The organism is Streptomyces sp. NPDC038707 (assembly GCF_040636485.1).
In the GTDB taxonomy this organism is placed as follows: domain Bacteria; phylum Actinomycetota; class Actinomycetes; order Streptomycetales; family Streptomycetaceae; genus Streptomyces.
On record NZ_JBEZUP010000016.1, the window covers coordinates 98002 to 114265 of the forward strand.

The following is a 16264-nucleotide window of genomic DNA, read 5'->3' on the forward strand; positions in this document are numbered from 1 at the left end:
GTCAGGCTCCGTAGGGCCGCAGCAGCGGGAGCATCAGCTGGTCGACCATCTCCTCCAGATCTTGGTCGTTCCATTCGCTGGCGCACATCTTCGATCGGTACATCATCATGGCCGGGATAGCGTCGAAGACATACCCGTTGGCCGCGTCCTCTCGCACCTCACCTCGCTCTATTCCACGGACGATGACCTCGCGCACCAGCTCGACGGTCGGCTCGACCACGCTCCCGATGATCACTCCTTCGAAGCGCTCGGCCTGCGCCTGATCGCATTCGTGAATGACCGAGCGCAGTGCGGTGCCGGGCCGGGAGTACATGATCCGCCGCACCTCCCGGCACAGGGTGAGCAGGTCCTCGCGCACGCTGCCCAGGTCGGGGGCCTTCTCCACCCGGGGCAGTCCGGACACCAGGGCATCGGCGACCAGGTCCTCCTTGGACGGCCAGCGGCGGTAGACGGCCGCCTTGCCGGTGTGGGCGCCGGCCGCGACGCCCTCCATGGTCAGCCCCTTCCAGCCGACCGTACTGAGCTGTTCCAGAGCGGCGTCGAGGATCGCCCGCTCCAGCACCGCACCGCGCCGGCGCGGGGAAGCCGTCCCGGTGGGCGCGGCCGTACAGCGCGAGGTAACCATCTGTGTTTCTCCAGCGTGCGAGGTGAGCGGGGGGTTCCGGGGAAGTGACGCCGCACCGCAGCAACGGGGGACGCGGGGCGCGGCGCGCGCTTGAGTGAACGCTTGCGTTCACTGTCTGGGACTCACTACGGTGGGCGCAACAGTGAACGCGAGCGTTCACTAACGCCTGTATGGGGGACCCACAGTGACAACCTCTCAGCTTCTGCCAGACAATCAGAAATCGGGCGCGGCCCGCCGGGCGGGGCACCCCGGCATCGCACTCGCCGTCATCGCGGCCTGCCAACTCATGGTGGTACTCGACGCGACGATTGTGAACATCGCGCTCCCGCACATTCAAGAAGCGCTCAGCTTCAGCACGACCGATCTGACATGGGTGGTCAGCGCCTACACGCTCACCTTCGGCGGCCTGCTGCTGCTCGGCGCCCGGGCCGGTGACATCCTCGGCCGTCGCCGGGTGTTCATGACCGGCATCCTGCTGTTCACCTTCGCCTCGCTGCTGGGCGGTCTGGCCCAGGAGCCCTGGCAGCTGCTGGCCGCTCGGGCCCTGCAGGGCGTGGGCGGCGCGATAGCGTCCCCCACGGCGCTGGCACTGATAACCACCACCTTCCCCGAAGGCCCGGAACGCAACCGGGCCTTCGGTGTGTTCGCCGCCGTTTCCGCGGGCGGCGGCGCCATCGGCCTGCTGGCGGGCGGCATGCTCACCGACTGGCTCGACTGGCGGTGGGTGCTGTTCGTCAACGTGCCCATCGGCGTGCTGATCGCGTTCCTCGCTCCGATGTACATCAACGAGTCCGAACGTCATCCGGGCCGCTTCGACCTCGCCGGAGCGCTCACCTCCACGGTCGGCATGGCGTCGCTGGTGTACGGGTTCATCCGCGCCGCGGAGGACGGCTGGCGGGACGGGCTCACCATCGGGTCCTTCGCCGCCGCCGTGGTGCTGCTGCTCGCGTTCGTCTTCATCGAGATGCGGGCCAAGGAGCCGATCACCCCGCTGCGGATGTTCGCGGACCGCAACCGCTGGGGCACGTACGTGATCATGCTGAGCCTGGCCGCGGCGATGTTCGGCATGTTCTTCTACATCGTGCTGTTCGTGCAGAACGTGCTCGGCTACAGCGCCATCAAGGCCGGCATCGCCTTCCTTCCCGTGACGGCCGCGATCGCGATCGGCGCGGGCCTGTCGCAGCGCTTCCTGCCGGTGCTCGGCCCCAAGCCGTTCATGATGGCGGGCGCGGCGCTGGTGGCGGTCGGACTGGGCTGGCAGACCTTCATCCAGCCCGACAGCACCTACGCGGGCGGGGTGCTGGGCCCGATGCTGGTGTTCGGCCTCGGCATGGGCCTGACCTTCGTGACGGCCACCGTCACGGCCGTGTCCGGTGTCGCCCCGCACGAGGCGGGCGCGGCTTCCGGCCTGCTCAACGCCATGCAGCAGGTCGGCGGTTCGCTCGGCCTTTCCATCCTGACGACCGTCTTCGGGTCGGCCAGCACCGATGAGGCCGCCAAGCAGCTGCCGAAGTTCCTCGCCGGGGCCTCGCCGGAGCAGAAGGCGGAGCTGGCCAAGACCCACCAGCTGCCCGCGCCGTGGGGGAACGAGGTGCTCGCCCACGGCATCTCCACGGCCTTCATCCCGGCCGCCGCGATGGCCGTGCTCGCCTTCGTCACCGCCTGGCTGGTGCTGCGGGTCCGCAAGAGCGACCTCGACTCCCTGGCGGGCGCGGCGGGCCCCCACCTGGGCTGAGCCGCTCCGCGCCGCGCGCTGCCGCGGCCGGCCGGACCACCGCCGGGCGACAGACGGCACACACGGAGATCCGGTCGGCCGCACCACGATCGTCAGAGCGCACAAGAGAACCAGGAGGAGAGCCGGGACCACGGCCGGGAGCAGGGAACCGGCCGGTACCCGGCCCCGCCCCCGCGGTACCACCAGCGCGAACGCCATCTCCCCTCCCTCCGTCCCTTCCGATCGCGGATCCGCCGGCCTTCCCTGACGCGGACGCGGCAGACGGCGGGCAGCGGATACCGGACCAACGAGCGGCGATCACGGAGAGTTCCCGTTGGGTACGCAGCGTTTCTAACCGTATCGCGCGCCGTACAGACCGGCCCTCCGCGGCGGCGGAGCCGTCAGGCGTCCGCGGGCACCCAGTCCGGCAGGGCCTCGGTGCGCTCGGCCCACTCGGCGGGCGGCGCTCCCGCCCTGCCCGCGGCCAGCACGCCGCCCACGATCGCGCAGGTGGTGTCCATGTCCCCGCCGGCCTGGGCCGTGGTCCAGAACGCCGACGAGTAGTCGCCGAGGGACCGCGCGGCGGACCAGAGGGCGAAGGGGACGGTGTCATGAGCGGTGGTACGGCGCCCACAGCCCAGCACGGCCGCCACGGTGGTCGCGTCGCCGTAGTCGAGCATGTCCCTGGCACGGCGCAGGCCCTGACCGACCGCGCTCCTCGGTACGAGGGCGATGACACCGTCGAGCAGGGCCTCGGGGCCGGGCGGGCCGTCCGGGGAGCCGGCGAACGCCGCCGCGGCGGCCACGGCCATGGCGCCGACCACGGCCTCCCGGTGCTGGTGCGTGGTGTAGGCGGAGATCTCCGCCTGGTGGGTCGCCTGCTCGGGATCGTCCGCGTACCACGCGCCCAGGGGGGCGATGCGCATCGCGGCGCCGTTGCCCCAGGACCCCTGGCCGTTGAAGAGTCCGGCGGCCAGCCGGCGCCAGTCCTCTCCCTCGCGGACCAGGCGCAGCAGCCGGCTGACCGCGGGGCCGTATCCCCGGTCGACGTCGTGGTGCTCGGCGAAGGAGCGGGCGAGCGCGTCCTGGTCGACGCGGTGGTGGGCGGCGAGGACGGCGACCACGGAGCAGGCCATCTCGGTGTCGTCCGTCCACTGCCAGGGGCCCGCGGGCAGCTCGCGGCGCTTGAGCAGGGGATAGTTCGCGGGGGCGAAGAACTGGGAGCCCAGCGCGTCCCCCACGGCCAGTCCGCGCAGGCTCGTCAGGGCGCGCTCCAGGCGGCCGGGGGAAGAGGAGTCAGCGGTCATCGCCCTGCCACTTTATCCGGTTTATCCGGCGAGCCATTGCGGCACCGGCTCGCGCCAGCGTTCGAAGGGCCGGTCGAGTGTGTACTTGCCGTCCTCTCCCAGAACGAGCATCCGCATCTCGGCGTTCCCCGGATTGGACAGCGACTCGAATTCCGCGACCGTCCAGTGGAACCAGCGCATGCAGAACAGCCGCATGGCCAGCCCGTGGGTCACCAGGAGGACGTTCGGCGGATGGTCGGGGGCCTCGAAGCTGCGGAACAGGCTCTCCAGGAAGCCGCCGACCCGGTCGTACACATCCGCGCCGGACTCGCCCTGCGGGAACCGGAAGAAGAAGTGCCCGTACGCGTCCCGGTACGCCTTCTGCAGACGCACGTCGTCGCGGTCCTGCCAGTTGCCCCAGTCCTGCTCGCGCAGCCGGGGCTCCTCCCGGACGCGTATCAGCCCGGGATCGAGGTGGAACTCCTGGAGTGTCTCGTGGGTACGGCGGTACGGGGAGACGTAGACGCTCACCCGTTCCCGGCCGAACAGCTCGCGGAGCCGTTTCCCGGTCTCCTCGGCCTGCTGCCGTCCGCGCTCGGTCAGCGCGAGGGCATGGTCGGGTTCGCGTTCGTACACGGAGTCGTCGACATTGCCCATTGACTCGCCGTGCCGGACAAGGACGATGCGCCGTGGTCGTGCCATGCCGAAACCCTAGAGCGTACGGCGGCGGGTCGAGCACTCGTACGGGCTCCATACGGCGTACGTCACACGAATCAGCGTCTCCTCACACCGTCCACGAGGGTTCGAGGTCCACGAGGTCGCCGGAGAGCGCCGCGATGTCCGCCTCGGTCTGGGCACGCAGGGCGAGGCGTTCGATACGTTCGGTGCGGTACTTGCCGTGTTCGGCCGCCGAACGCCACATCGAAAGGACCAGGAACTCGTGCCCGGGCGCCTCGGCGAACATGCCGCGGATCATGCCGGGCGAGCCGGCCATCGCGGGGTTCCAGACCTTCTCCTGCATGAGCGTGAAGTGCTCCACGCGCTCCTCGCGGACCGTGCACAGGGCCACGCGGATCAGATCGGCGTCGGTGAAGCGCGGCTCGAATCCGGTCTTCACATCGAAGCGGTACTCGAACAGCTTGACCTGGGCGTCCTTGTAGGTACCGGACTGGGCGGCGGCCAGACGGTCATGGGAGCGGGCCATGAAGGAGTCGTAGAAGGCACGGCTCTCCCAGAAGGCGAAGAGGTGCGCCACGCCCGGCCGCTGCCGGCTCCATCCTCCACCCTGTCCCCGGAAACCCGGCTCCCCCGGAAGCCCCGCCCACTTCCGCTGCCCCCGCTCGAAACCCCGGCGGTCCACCACGGTGCAGCGAATCCACTTGACCAGCACCGCGCCATCGTACGGCCACCGGGCGTGGCACCGGTCACATCTTGAGAAGATCGTCCGCGCGTGCGGGGCCCCGTGCATGGCACGATGGACAAGAAACCCCGGCCGCAGGGAAGTTGGGGTCGAGCCAGAGGGGAGGGGGAAGCCTGGTGACCGGCTTCAGCAAGGGAATCCGCAAGGTCGAGGTCGCGCTCAAGTGGGACCCCAGTCCGGCGGGTCACTCGCCGGCCGATCTCGACATCATCGCCGCGACCTTCGTGTCGGACGACGCGTACGGTGATCCGGCCTATCTGGTGCACTTCGACAGCCGCTCGCCGGACGGCACGATCACCCTGAACCGCGACAGCACGGACGGCAAGGGGTTCGGCTGGGACGAGGTCATGACGCTCGAACTGGACCGTCTCGACGGCCGCTACGCGCGCGTGGTGGTGGGCGCCGTCATCCAACAGCGGTACGGGCACAAGACGTTCGCCGAGGTGCTCAATCCCGCGCTCCGGATCCGTGAGGGTTACACCGTGCTCGCGGAGGACGCCTTCGGCTCGGTGGCCGGGGCGACGGCCGCCGCGATCGCCGAGTTCGTCCGGGACGACTCCGGTGAGTGGACCTTCCGTCCCGGGCTGCGCGGCTTCGACGGGGACCCGGCGACCTTCACCCGGGTCATGGGCCGGGCCCACCGGCCCTGACGTTCTTGCTCCGCACGCGTAAGGGGCGCCGGCCATGGCCGGCGCCCCTTACCTCACGAACGGCGTGTCATCAGCTGCAGCCGCTGGTCGAGCCGCAGCCCTCGCAGATGTAGCAGGAACCGGCCCGCTGCATCTTCGTACCGCAGGAGAAGCACAGCGGGGCGTCGGCCTGGATGCCCAGCTGCATCTCCACCAGCTCGGCGCTGGTGTGGGCCTGCTTCGGGGCGGGCTTGGCCGCCTCCGTCTCGGCCTTCGGCGTGGCGACCGCCTTCAGCTCCTGTGCGCGCGGCGCCGACTGGGCCAGGCCCTCGACGTCCACCTCGTCGTCGGCCGGCTCGTAGGAACCGGTCTCCAGGTGGCGCTGACGCTCCTCGGCGGAGTGGATGCCGAGCGCGGAGCGGGTCTCGAAGGGCAGGAAGTCCAGCGCCAGGCGGCGGAAGATGTAGTCGACGATCGACTGCGCCATCCGCACGTCCGGGTCGTCCGTCATGCCGGCCGGCTCGAAGCGCATGTTGGTGAACTTCGAGACGTACGTCTCCAGGGGGACGCCGTACTGGAGGCCGACGGAGACGGCGATGGAGAAGGCGTCCATCATGCCCGCGAGCGTGGAGCCCTGCTTGGACATCTTCAGGAAGACCTCGCCGAGGCCGTCGTCCGGATAGGAGTTGGCCGTCATGTAACCCTCGGCGCCGCCGACGGTGAAGGACGTGGTGATGCCGGGACGTCCCTTCGGGAGGCGCTTGCGGACGGGACGGTACTCGACGACCTTCTCGACCTTGGGTTCGACGGCCGCGGGCTCCTCGGCCTTCTTCTCGTCCGCCGGTTCCTTCTTCTTGGCGGAGAGCGGCTGGCCGACCTTGCAGTTGTCGCGGTAGATCGCGAGCGCCTTGACGCCCAGCTTCCAGGCCTCGAAGTAGATCTCCTCGACCTCCTCGACGGTCGCCGTCTCCGGCATGTTGACCGTCTTGGAGATGGCGCCGGAGATCCACGGCTGGATCGCGGCCATCATGCGGACGTGGCCCATCGGGGAGATGGCGCGCTCGCCCATGGCGCAGTCGAAGACCTCGTAGTGCTCCTGCTTGAGGCCGGGGGCGTCGATCACATTGCCGTGCTCGGCGATGTGGGCGACGATCGCCTCGATCTGCTCCTCCTGGTAGCCGAGGCGGCGCAGGGCCTGCGGGACGGTGCCGTTGACGATCTGCATCGAGCCGCCGCCGACCAGCTTCTTGAACTTCACCAGCGCGAGGTCGGGCTCGACACCGGTGGTGTCGCAGGACATCGCGAGGCCGATGGTGCCGGTCGGCGCGAGGACGGACGCCTGGGAGTTACGGAAACCGTTCTTCTCGCCGAGCCGCAGCACGTCCTGCCAGGCCTCCGTGGCGGCGGCCCAGACCGGGGTGTCCAGGTCGTCCATGCGGACGGCCGTGCCGTTGGCGTCGGCGTGCTGCTTCATGACGCGCTTGTGGGCGTCGGCGTTGCGGGCGTAGCCGTCGTAGGTGCCGACGACCTCGGCCAGCTCGGCGGAGCGGCGGTAGGCCGTACCCGTCATCAGGGAGGTGATGGCACCGGCGAGGGCGCGGCCGCCGTCGGAGTCGTAGGCGTGGCCCGTGGCCATCAGCAGGGCGCCGAGGTTGGCGTAGCCGATGCCGAGCTGGCGGAAGGCGCGGGTGTTCTCGCCGATCTTCTGGGTCGGGAAGTCCGCGAAACAGATCGAGATGTCCATCGCGGTGATGACCAGCTCGACGACCTTCTGGAAGCGCTCGGTCTCGAAGGACTGGTTGCCCTTGCCGTCGTCCTTCAGGAACTTCATCAGGTTCAGCGAGGCCAGGTTGCAGGACGTGTTGTCCAGGTGCATGTACTCGCTGCACGGGTTCGACGCGGTGATCCGGCCGGACTCGGGGCAGGTGTGCCAGTTGTTGATCGTGTCGTCGTACTGGATGCCCGGGTCGGCGCACGCCCAGGCGGCCTCGGCGATCTTGCGGAAGAGTGCCTTGGCGTCGACCTCCTCGATGACCTCACCGGTCATACGGGCACGCAGGCCGAACTTGCCGCCGTCCTCGACCGCCTTCATGAACTCGTCGTTCACACGGACCGAGTTGTTGGCGTTCTGGTACTGGACGGACGTGATGTCGTCGCCGCCCAGGTCCATGTCGAAGCCCGCGTCACGCAGGACGCGGATCTTCTCCTCTTCCTTGACCTTGGTCTCGATGAAGTCCTCGATGTCGGGGTGGTCGACGTCGAGCACCACCATCTTGGCGGCGCGGCGGGTGGCACCGCCGGACTTGATGGTGCCGGCGGAGGCGTCGGCGCCGCGCATGAAGGAGACGGGGCCGGAGGCGTTGCCGCCGGAGGAGAGCAGCTCCTTGGAGGAGCGGATCCGGGAGAGGTTCAGGCCGGCGCCGGAGCCGCCCTTGAAGATCATGCCCTCTTCCTTGTACCAGTCGAGGATCGACTCCATGGAGTCGTCGACGGACAGGATGAAGCAGGCCGAGACCTGCTGGGGCTGCTTGGTGCCGACGTTGAACCAGACGGGGCTGTTGAAGCTGAAGATCTGGTGCAGGAGGGCGTAGGCCAGCTCGTGCTCGAAGATCTCGGCGTCGGCGGGAGAGGCGAAGTACTTGTGGTCCTCACCGGCCTTCCGGTACGTCTTCACGATGCGGTCGATCAGCTGCTTGAGGCTGGTCTCGCGCTGCGGGGTGCCGACGGCACCGCGGAAGTACTTGCTGGTGACGATGTTGACCGCGTTCACCGACCAGAAGTCGGGGAACTCGACGCCACGCTGCTCGAAGTTGACCGAGCCGTCGCGCCAGTTGGTCATGACGACGTCACGGCGCTCCCACGCCACCTCGTCGTACGGGTGCACGCCGGGGGTGGTGTGGATGCGCTCGATGCGCAGTCCCTTGGTGACCTTGGCTCCCTTGGCGCGGGAACCTCGTGCCGGACCGCTCGCCGTCTCTGTCATGCCGCCTCCCTACGGGCGAAAACGCCCTGAAATGCCCCCGTTGTTCCCGTGGGCACATGTTCCTGTCTTGCGTCGCGGGCACCCTCAGCCGCCGCCCGCGACAGGTCTTGGTCTCGCCGCCGTACGGCCGGGACCCGGTTCTCCGTCCGGATTCCGGCCCGTCGGTCAGTCGGCGGCTTGCGCGGGCTCGGGGACCTGCGTGGTCCCGGCCGGCCCGCGATGGTCTTCCTGGCTCCCCGCGCCGGCGTCTTCCTGGTCCGCGGCGGGGCGCGTCGCCTGCCTCAGCTCCGCGATGGCGGCCTCGAAGTCCTCGAGCGAGTCGAACGCCCGGTAGACGGAGGCGAACCGCAGATAGGCGACGAGGTCCAGCTCCTGCAAGGGGCCGAGTATGGCCAGTCCCACGTCGTGGGTGGTCAGCTCGGCGCTTCCGGTCGCGCGCACCGCCTCCTCGACCCGCTGCCCGAGCTGGGCGAGCGCGTCCTCGGTGACCGGCCGCCCCTGGCACGCCTTGCGCACGCCGTTGATGACCTTGGTGCGGCTGAACGGTTCGGTGACTCCGGACCGCTTCACCACCATGAGCGAGCACGTCTCCACGGTCGTGAAACGACGGGAGCAGTCAGGGCACTGGCGGCGCCTGCGGATGGACGTGCCGTCGTCGGTCGTACGGCTGTCGACCACGCGGCTGTCGGGGTGCCTGCAGAAGGGGCAGTGCATGTTCTCCAACCCTCCTCACAGCAGACTCGTCAGCCTCGCTGGACCCACAGGCCTCGCGAAGCAGCCCTAAGCATAGGCGATCGGTGAGCCGTCTCCGACCGGGGGGACCACAATCTGTGGGCCGCTGTAGCCATCCAACCACTACATGTGGGGATCGGCTCATTCACCAAGGCAGGCACGCGTGTCGCGCCGGAACGGCGTCCCGGCGGCCGGCGGCCGCCCGCGGGGACACGCGGGCGCACTGCCCCGCACCGCGCGCTCGCGGGGATACGGTGGGCGCCGCGGCGAGGAACGCTCGGCGCTCCCGCCCGGAAGGGCCCCGGAACCGGACTGCGAGATTCCGGATGGCAGACTGGGGACGCCGCTCACGAGGCGAGCCGACCCCAGCGGTGAAGAGTACAACAATGGGCGCTTTTGTCCGTCGAGTGTCGCGCCAGCCATACACCCGGACACCGGATCACGTCAGGCGAAACGCACTTTTTCACTCGAACGTGTGTTTGGCGCAACCTTTCGAAAGCAACTACCGTTGTGCAGCAGGGAGACCATCGAGAGGGGCCGCCGTGACCACCACCGCAGACAGTGCCACCATCACCGCCCAGGACCGCTCCCAGGGCCGAGTCGAGCCGGTACACGCGATGAACGAAGCCACGAATCCCGAGGGAAACAAGCGCTCCCTGCCGGGCCGACCTCCAGGCATCCGGGCGGACAGCTCCGGACTCACCGACCGGCAGCGCCGGGTGATCGAGGTGATCAGGGACTCGGTGCAGCGGCGCGGTTACCCGCCGTCGATGCGGGAGATCGGCCAGGCCGTCGGCCTCTCCAGCACCTCCTCCGTCGCCCACCAGCTGATGGCACTGGAGCGCAAGGGCTTCCTGCGCCGCGACCCCCACCGCCCGCGCGCCTACGAGGTCCGCGGATCGGACCAGACCGTCACCGTGCAGCCCACGGACACCGCCGGCAAGCCCGCCGCGTCGTACGTCCCGCTGGTCGGCCGCATCGCCGCCGGTGGCCCCATCCTCGCGGAGGAATCCGTCGAGGACGTCTTCCCGCTCCCCCGCCAGCTCGTCGGCGACGGCGAACTCTTCGTCCTCAAGGTCGTCGGCGACTCCATGATCGAGGCTGCGATCTGTGACGGCGACTGGGTCACCGTGCGTCGTCAGCCGGTCGCCGAGAACGGCGACATCGTGGCCGCCATGCTCGACGGCGAAGCCACCGTCAAGCGTTTCAAGCGCGAGGACGGCCACGTCTGGCTCCTCCCCCACAACGCGGCCTACGAGCCCATCCCCGGCGACGACGCGACCATCCTGGGCAAGGTCGTCGCCGTGCTGCGGCGCGTGTGACCGCTGCGGCGACGAGCCCCATCCGGCTCGCTCCCTGACCGGGCCCCGGAACCCCTGCGCCGGTTCCGGGGCCCTGCTCGTCACCGAGAGGCCGCCAGGCGCCGCGCCTGACGCCGGGTGGCCGGGGACCGGCCACCCGCGCTCACTTCCCTTCCGCCTCCTTCGCCGCCGCGTCGATCGCCGCGAGCGACTTGCGGACCTGGTTGCGGTCCGTGGTGTACCAGAAGTCCGGCAGTGACGCCTTGAGATAACCGCCGTAACGCGCGGTCGCCAGCCGCTGGTCCAGTACCGCGACCACGCCCCGGTCACCGGAGGCCCTGACGAGACGGCCGGCGCCCTGCGCCATGAGCAGGGCCGCGTGGGTGGCGGCGACCGCCATGAAGCCGTTGCCGCCGGCGTCCTCCACCGCCTTCTGGCGCGCGCTCATCAGCGGATCGTCCGGGCGCGGGAACGGGATCTTGTCCATGACGACCAGCTGACAGCTGGGTCCGGGAACGTCGACGCCCTGCCAGAGCGACAGCGTGCCGAACAGACACGTCTTCGGGTCGGCGGCGAAGTTCTTGATCAGTTCGCCGAGCGTCTCCTCCCCCTGGAGCAGGATGGGGAACTCGGGGACCCGGGAGCGCAGCTCCTCCGCCGCGAGCTGGGCGGCCCGCATGGACGAGAACAGGCCGAGGGTGCGCCCGCCGGCCGCCTGGATCAGCTCGGTCAGCTCGTCCAGCATGTCGGCGCGCTCACCGTCGCGCGCGGGGCGCGCCAGGTGCTTGGCGACGTACAGGATGCCCTGCTTGCGGTAGTCGAAGGGCGAGCCGACGTCGATGCCCTTCCACTGCGGCAGGTCCTCGCCCTGGGTGCCCTCCGGGCCGAGGCCCAGGGAGGCGCCGACGCCGTTGAAGTCGCCGCCCAGCTTGAGCGTCGCCGAGGTGAGGACGACGGACCGGTCGGCGAACAGCTTCTCCCTGAGCAGGCCGGACACGGACATGGGGGCGACCCGCAGGGACGCGCCGAACCGGTCGTGCCGCTCGTACCAGACGACGTCCCACTCCGAGCCGTTCAGCACCCGTTCCGCGACGTCGTGGACCGTCTCCACCGACGCCAGTGCCTGCTTGCGGACCGCGTCCTCGTCCTGGACGGACTTGTCGCGGGTCGCGCCGATGGCGGAGATCACCGTGCGGGCCGCGTCCCGCAACTGCATCAGGGCGTAGCCGAGGTCTTCCGGGATCTCCTCCAGGCGGCCCGGAAGCGCGAGTTCCATGAGCCGCTCGAAGCCCTCGGCGGCGGTCTGGAGCTGATCGGCGGCCTTCTCGTTGACGAGCTTGGCTGCGCGGCGCACGGCACGGTTGACCTGGCCGGGGGTGAGTTCGCCGGTGGCGACGCCGGTGACGCGGGAGACGAGTTCGTGCGCCTCGTCCACGATCAGCACCTCGTGCTGGGGCAGCACGGGGGCGCCCTCGATGGCGTCGATGGCCAGCAGGGCGTGGTTGGTGACCACCACCTCGGCGAGCTTGGCCCGCTCACGGGCCATCTCCGCGAAGCACTCCGCGCCGTACGCGCACTTCGACGCGCCCAGGCACTCCCGTGAGGACACCGACACCTGGGCCCAGGCGCGGTCCGAGACGCCGGGAGTGAGGTCGTCCCGGTCGCCGTTCTCGGTCTCGTCCGCCCAGTCCCTCAGTCTCAGCAGGTCCTGGCCCAGCTTGCTGGTGGGCGCGGCGGCCTCGAACTGGTCGAAGAGTCCCTCTTCCTCGTCCTGCGGCATGCCCTCGTGCAGACGGTGCAGGCACAGGTAGTTCGACCGGCCCTTGAGCATGGCGAAGTCCGGGCGGCGGCGCAGCAGCGGGTGCAGGGCGTCGACCGTGCGCGGCAGGTCCCGCTCGACGAGCTGGCGTTGCAGGGCGAGGGTGGCCGTGGCGACGATCACCCTCTCTCCGTGCGCGAGCGCGGGCACGAGATAGCCCAACGACTTACCGGTGCCTGTGCCGGCCTGGACCAGCAGGTGGGATCCGTCGTCGATCGCCTCGGCGACCGCTTCGGCCATGGTCACCTGGCCGGGGCGCTCCGTGCCGCCGACGGCGGCGACGGCGGCATGCAGGAGTTCGGAGAGGGAGGGCTTCGTCATAGCCTGACCACCCTACGGCCCCGCACTGACAAACGGGGGGTTTTGAGGGGGACGGGGGGCGGGATCACGGCCGGGGCTCCTGCGGGGTGGGGGTGGCTGGGACGGTGACGGCGGAGGAGGGGCGGCGACGTCCCGCCCGGCCACGGCCTCTGGACGGGCCACGGCTTCTGGGCGGGGCACGGCTTCTGGGCGGGCCACGGCTCATCGGCGAGGCATGGCCCATCGGCGCACGGGCTCCGGCACTCCGGGGCAGGCGGGCTCTCCGGGGCAAGTGGCGGCGCGGGCGGAAGGCTCGCCGGACTTTTCTCTCCGGTCCGGGAACACCGCGCCACCCCCGCTCGTATCTCATGGTGAGCAAACAAGTACGGACCGCTACAACGCATCGCGCAGGACCCGGTCCCGGATCATGAGGGCGGCCCGCTTGCCGGGCAGGTCGATCTCACCGGTGAACCGGAAGCCCGCGTTCAGGAAGGCCGCGATGGAGGGGGTGTTGCGAAGATCGGGTTCTGCCACCACCCGTGGGCAGGGGGGACGCCGGTCGAGGATCAGGTCGGCCACGGCTCGGAGCAGGGCGGAGCCCAGCCCTCGTCCCCGGTCGGCCGCGTCGCCGATGAGGAGATGGATCCCGGTGTCGTGCGGCCGGGCCGGATAGCTGTGGGCCAGCGGATCCAGGTCCGCCCGGTAGATCTCCCAGTAGCTCATCGGGATGTCGTCGAGTACGCCGAGACACGGTACGCAGCGCCCGTCGCCGCGCAGTTGGGTGCGCAGGTGGTCCTCCGTGCGGTGCGGGGGTCCGGCGAGTTCCCAGAAGTCGGCGACGGCCGGGTCGTTCATCCAGCGGTGGACGAGCGGCAGGTCCCGGTCGAGCTGTACGGGCAGCAGTTGGAAGGAGCCGGCGGTGGTCGTGACCGCGCCCCACGTGCCGATCGTGTCCAGGAGGCCGGCCGTCGCCCCGGCGCGGAGGCCGAGGAACTCGGCGGGCAGTCGCAGCTCCAGCGTTTCCTCGCTGTCCGGCTCGTCGTCCGCCACGGGGAACGGGCCGAACGGGAAGTGCCGGAGACCCGCCGTACCGGGCCGTGGGCCGGCGCTGTCCGGGTGGGCGGGGGCGGGGCCGGTTCCGGCGAGCGCGTCGGTGGGAAGCACGGTGCTCTCCTCTCAGGAGTCGAGGTGGGTCGGGTGCGTAGGTCGCTCAGGAATGAAGGGGGTTGGTGAGGGTGACGTAGACGGACTGGGTGTCGACCGGGCCGGTGAGTTCGTCGAGGTCGTGCAGCCGGGTCAGCAGATTGGCCTTGCAGCGCAGCACGGGTGAGTCGAGCAGGAGGCCGGGCAGAGAGGTACGCAGGGCGGCGGGTCCCGAGGCCAGGGTGGTCAGGAAGCGGCGGAAGGCCGCGAGGAGCAGGCGCTCGTCGGCCAGGCGCTGGGAGCCGAAGGCACCGATGAGGCCGAACACGTTGTTGATGGCGAGGTAGTAGGCGAAGCGTTCGTCGGCGACCTCGTCCGGTACGAAGGTGTCGCTGCGCTCACCGATGCCGGGCAGCCGTGCGGTCAGTTCGGTCCGCCGGGACTCGCGGAAGTAGTAGCCCTGGTTGTCACGGTAGCGGCCGCCGGCCGGCCAGCCGTCGCCGTCCAGCAGGAGCAGCGTGTTCTGCTGGTGCGCCTCGAGGGCGATGCCGGCCTCGCCGTCGAGCCAGAGGACGGGGCGGACGACCTGCTCCAGATAGCGCAGGAACCACTCCGCCGCCACGGCGCCGACGGACCGGCCGGTACGGACCGCGAGCCGTGCGAGGAGATGGGCCAGCCGCGACCGCACCGGCCAAGTGGCGGGGCGTTCTCCGGCGTTGGCCGGCGGTACCGCGAGGGGGCGGGGTGATACGAGTCCGGCGACGCAGCCGACGCGGTCGGCCGGGGTGAACGGGTTGTGCCGGATCACCACGTCGATTCCCGGTACGGGCCGGCCGTCCGGGTCGTCCACGGCGAGCCAGGCCGGGTCGCGGACGATGTCGAAGCCGGGGTGGGCCGTGCGCCACTGCCCGGCGAGGCCGGTGCGCAGCAGCCGGTGCACCTCGACTCCTCGGTGGAGTTCCTTGCGCAGGTTCTCCCGGCGGGAGTTGGTGATGCGCAGGGCCAGCGAGAGTTTGAGCATCGCGGGGGCGCCGGAGCGGTGGACGGTGCGCAGGGAGGAGGTGGGGTGCCAGGGAGTGCCGAGCGGGCCGAGGTCGCGCAGCAGCCCGGAGTCGAACAGAGCGGCGGCGGCCGGGCGGTGCCGTACCTCGCGTGCCTGCCAGGGGTGCAGGGGCAGTGCGGTGTGGCCGTCGGGCAGCGGCAGGTCGGTTCCGGCGAGGCTCCGGACGAGGTGACCGGCGTGAACGGGACGGCCGCGCTCGGTCCAGGCCGAGTCGGTCGCGAGGAGAGAGGGTGCGACGGCGAGCCAGTGCAGGGGGAAGGAGCCGTGCGACTCCGGTGAGTACCGGTCGGCCTCGGCGTCGGTCAGGCCCTCCCGGCTTTTCGGGGTGGGATGCAGCGGGTGTCCGAGGAGGAGGGCCTGTTCGGCGCTGAGGAAGAGGTCGGGGGTGTCCGCGGGGTGTTCGCGCCGGTGCCGGATGAACTCGGTGGTGCGGCGGACGGAGTCGGCGACCCTGGCCACGAGTTCGCCGCCGGCCGCGGGGCCGGGGCCGGTGACGAGTTCGCCGAGGCAACCGGGAACGGGTCCGCCGCCGGGAACACAGCCGGTGCCCTCGCTGCCGGGGCGGGAGTCCGTGGCGGTCGCGGGTGCGCGGCCGGTGCCGGTGCGGGGGCCGGGTGTGGTGGGGTCCGCGGCGGGAGCCGTCCTGCCCCGGGAGTCGGGTGGGGCGGGGGTTTCCCTGGTCAGGAGTGCCGCCAGGGTCACGGCGTCCACGGGGGGCGCGGTGGCGGGTGCGGAGGCGAGGCGGGGCGGGCCGAAGCGGTGCCAGCCCGTCGGGGACCAGTACCGCACCGGTGCGATCAGGGCGGTGCCGCTGGCGGGCAGCGGGATGCGCAGGCTCGCGGGGGCGGGAGCGGGGGCGGGGGCGGCCAAGCCCGTCTCGCGGACCCAGCACCGCAGCAGGTTCTCGACGGCGGCGGTCTGGGCCGCGGTGTGCGGATCGGGATCGTCCAACGGATCGGAGCCGGGGAGCGGATCGGAGCCGGGGAGCGGGTGGGGGCCGGGCAGCCGGTCGGGGCCGGGCAGCCGGTCGGGACCGGGCACCGTCCGCCGGCTGGTGTCCGTCTGCCGCCTCTTCTGCTGGGGAACGGAGTCGGTGAGCGGCACGGCGGCGGGCGGGGTGCCGGAGTCTTGCTGGTCGTCGGGGGCGCCGGAGCGGCCGTCGGGGTGGGGAGTGGCGTTCATGACGGCTCCTGCGGGGCTGGTCTGCGGATGCTGTGCGGGTCGGCTCCGCCGTCCGCCCGGTTCCTTG

The 16264-nt window shown here is 70.8% G+C and carries 12 protein-coding genes; 3 read left to right on the top strand and 9 right to left on the bottom strand.

What is annotated here, in order from left to right; translation table 11 throughout:
* Window position 1 precedes the first annotated feature (1 nt).
* Window positions 2–625, bottom strand: coding sequence for a TetR/AcrR family transcriptional regulator (locus tag AB0E62_RS22595; protein ID WP_362196507.1), 624 nt, complete (start codon window positions 623–625; stop codon window positions 2–4).
* Window positions 626–809: 184 nt separating this feature from the next.
* Between AB0E62_RS22595 and AB0E62_RS22600 the strand changes: the two genes are divergently transcribed.
* A complete protein-coding gene (locus tag AB0E62_RS22600; RefSeq protein ID WP_362196510.1) occupies window positions 810–2360 on the top strand; it encodes an MFS transporter in 1551 nt (516 codons plus the stop codon).
* 380 nt (window positions 2361–2740) lie between these two features.
* Here AB0E62_RS22600 and AB0E62_RS22605 read toward each other — a convergent pair whose 3' ends face one another.
* From AB0E62_RS22605 to AB0E62_RS22615, 3 genes are all read right to left on the bottom strand, one after another.
* A complete protein-coding gene (locus tag AB0E62_RS22605; RefSeq protein WP_362196513.1) occupies window positions 2741–3646 on the bottom strand; it encodes an ADP-ribosylglycohydrolase family protein in 906 nt (301 codons plus the stop codon).
* A gap of 21 nt (window positions 3647–3667) precedes the next feature.
* A complete protein-coding gene (locus AB0E62_RS22610; protein ID WP_362196516.1) occupies window positions 3668–4327 on the bottom strand; it encodes a histidine phosphatase family protein in 660 nt (219 codons plus the stop codon).
* Between the two features lie 82 nt (window positions 4328–4409).
* Entirely contained in the window at window positions 4410–5015 is a 606-nt protein-coding gene (locus AB0E62_RS22615) for a YdbC family protein (RefSeq protein WP_362196519.1), read from the bottom strand.
* Window positions 5016–5128: 113 nt separating this feature from the next.
* Here AB0E62_RS22615 and AB0E62_RS22620 point away from each other — a divergent pair, with 113 nt between their 5' ends.
* Entirely contained in the window at window positions 5129–5695 is a 567-nt protein-coding gene (locus AB0E62_RS22620; protein WP_362196522.1) for a TerD family protein, read from the top strand.
* Window positions 5696–5765: 70 nt separating this feature from the next.
* Here the strand turns inward: AB0E62_RS22620 and AB0E62_RS22625 are convergent, their stop codons facing one another.
* Together AB0E62_RS22625 and nrdR are read right to left on the bottom strand one after the other, a co-directional pair.
* Window positions 5766–8657 (bottom strand): vitamin B12-dependent ribonucleotide reductase, encoded by a 2892-nt coding sequence (locus AB0E62_RS22625; protein WP_362196525.1) that lies wholly within the window; start codon window positions 8655–8657, stop codon window positions 5766–5768.
* A gap of 165 nt (window positions 8658–8822) precedes the next feature.
* Complete coding sequence (nrdR, locus tag AB0E62_RS22630; protein ID WP_362196528.1) at window positions 8823–9371, bottom strand: transcriptional regulator NrdR; 549 nt, start codon at window positions 9369–9371, stop codon at window positions 8823–8825.
* Window positions 9372–9931: 560 nt separating this feature from the next.
* Between nrdR and lexA the strand changes: the two genes are divergently transcribed.
* On the top strand, window positions 9932–10711 hold the full coding sequence (gene lexA / locus AB0E62_RS22635) for a transcriptional repressor LexA (protein ID WP_030785435.1): 780 nt from the start codon (window positions 9932–9934) through the stop codon (window positions 10709–10711).
* A 142-nt stretch (window positions 10712–10853) separates the two neighbouring features.
* Here the strand turns inward: lexA and AB0E62_RS22640 are convergent, their stop codons facing one another.
* The 3 genes from AB0E62_RS22640 to AB0E62_RS22650 all read right to left on the bottom strand — a co-directional run bounded on the left by AB0E62_RS22640 (window position 10854) and on the right by AB0E62_RS22650 (window position 16197).
* Window positions 10854–12830: an ATP-dependent DNA helicase gene (locus tag AB0E62_RS22640; RefSeq protein WP_362196531.1), complete on the bottom strand. Its 1977-nt coding sequence runs from the start codon at window positions 12828–12830 to the stop codon at window positions 10854–10856.
* A gap of 372 nt (window positions 12831–13202) precedes the next feature.
* Complete coding sequence (locus AB0E62_RS22645; RefSeq protein ID WP_362196534.1) at window positions 13203–13973, bottom strand: GNAT family N-acetyltransferase; 771 nt, start codon at window positions 13971–13973, stop codon at window positions 13203–13205.
* A gap of 46 nt (window positions 13974–14019) precedes the next feature.
* The gene (locus AB0E62_RS22650; RefSeq protein ID WP_362196537.1) at window positions 14020–16197 is read right to left on the bottom strand and encodes an IucA/IucC family protein; all 2178 of its coding nucleotides are present in this window, start codon (window positions 16195–16197) and stop codon (window positions 14020–14022) included.
* Window positions 16198–16264: the final 67 nt, after the last annotated feature.

Bases quoted from the DNA above. Each gene is read 5' to 3' on its own strand.
- AB0E62_RS22640 (WP_362196531.1), bottom strand. From the start codon at position 12,830: ATGACGAAGCCCTCCCTCTCCGAACTCCTGCATGCCGCCGTCGCCGCC.
- AB0E62_RS22625 (WP_362196525.1), bottom strand. From the start codon at position 8,657: ATGACAGAGACGGCGAGCGGTCCGGCACGAGGTTCCCGCGCCAAGGGA.
- AB0E62_RS22595 (WP_362196507.1), bottom strand. From the start codon at position 625: ATGGTTACCTCGCGCTGTACGGCCGCGCCCACCGGGACGGCTTCCCCG.
- nrdR (WP_362196528.1), bottom strand. From the start codon at position 9,371: ATGCACTGCCCCTTCTGCAGGCACCCCGACAGCCGCGTGGTCGACAGC.
- AB0E62_RS22605 (WP_362196513.1), bottom strand. From the start codon at position 3,646: ATGACCGCTGACTCCTCTTCCCCCGGCCGCCTGGAGCGCGCCCTGACG.
- AB0E62_RS22610 (WP_362196516.1), bottom strand. From the start codon at position 4,327: ATGGCACGACCACGGCGCATCGTCCTTGTCCGGCACGGCGAGTCAATG.
- AB0E62_RS22650 (WP_362196537.1), bottom strand. From the start codon at position 16,197: ATGAACGCCACTCCCCACCCCGACGGCCGCTCCGGCGCCCCCGACGAC.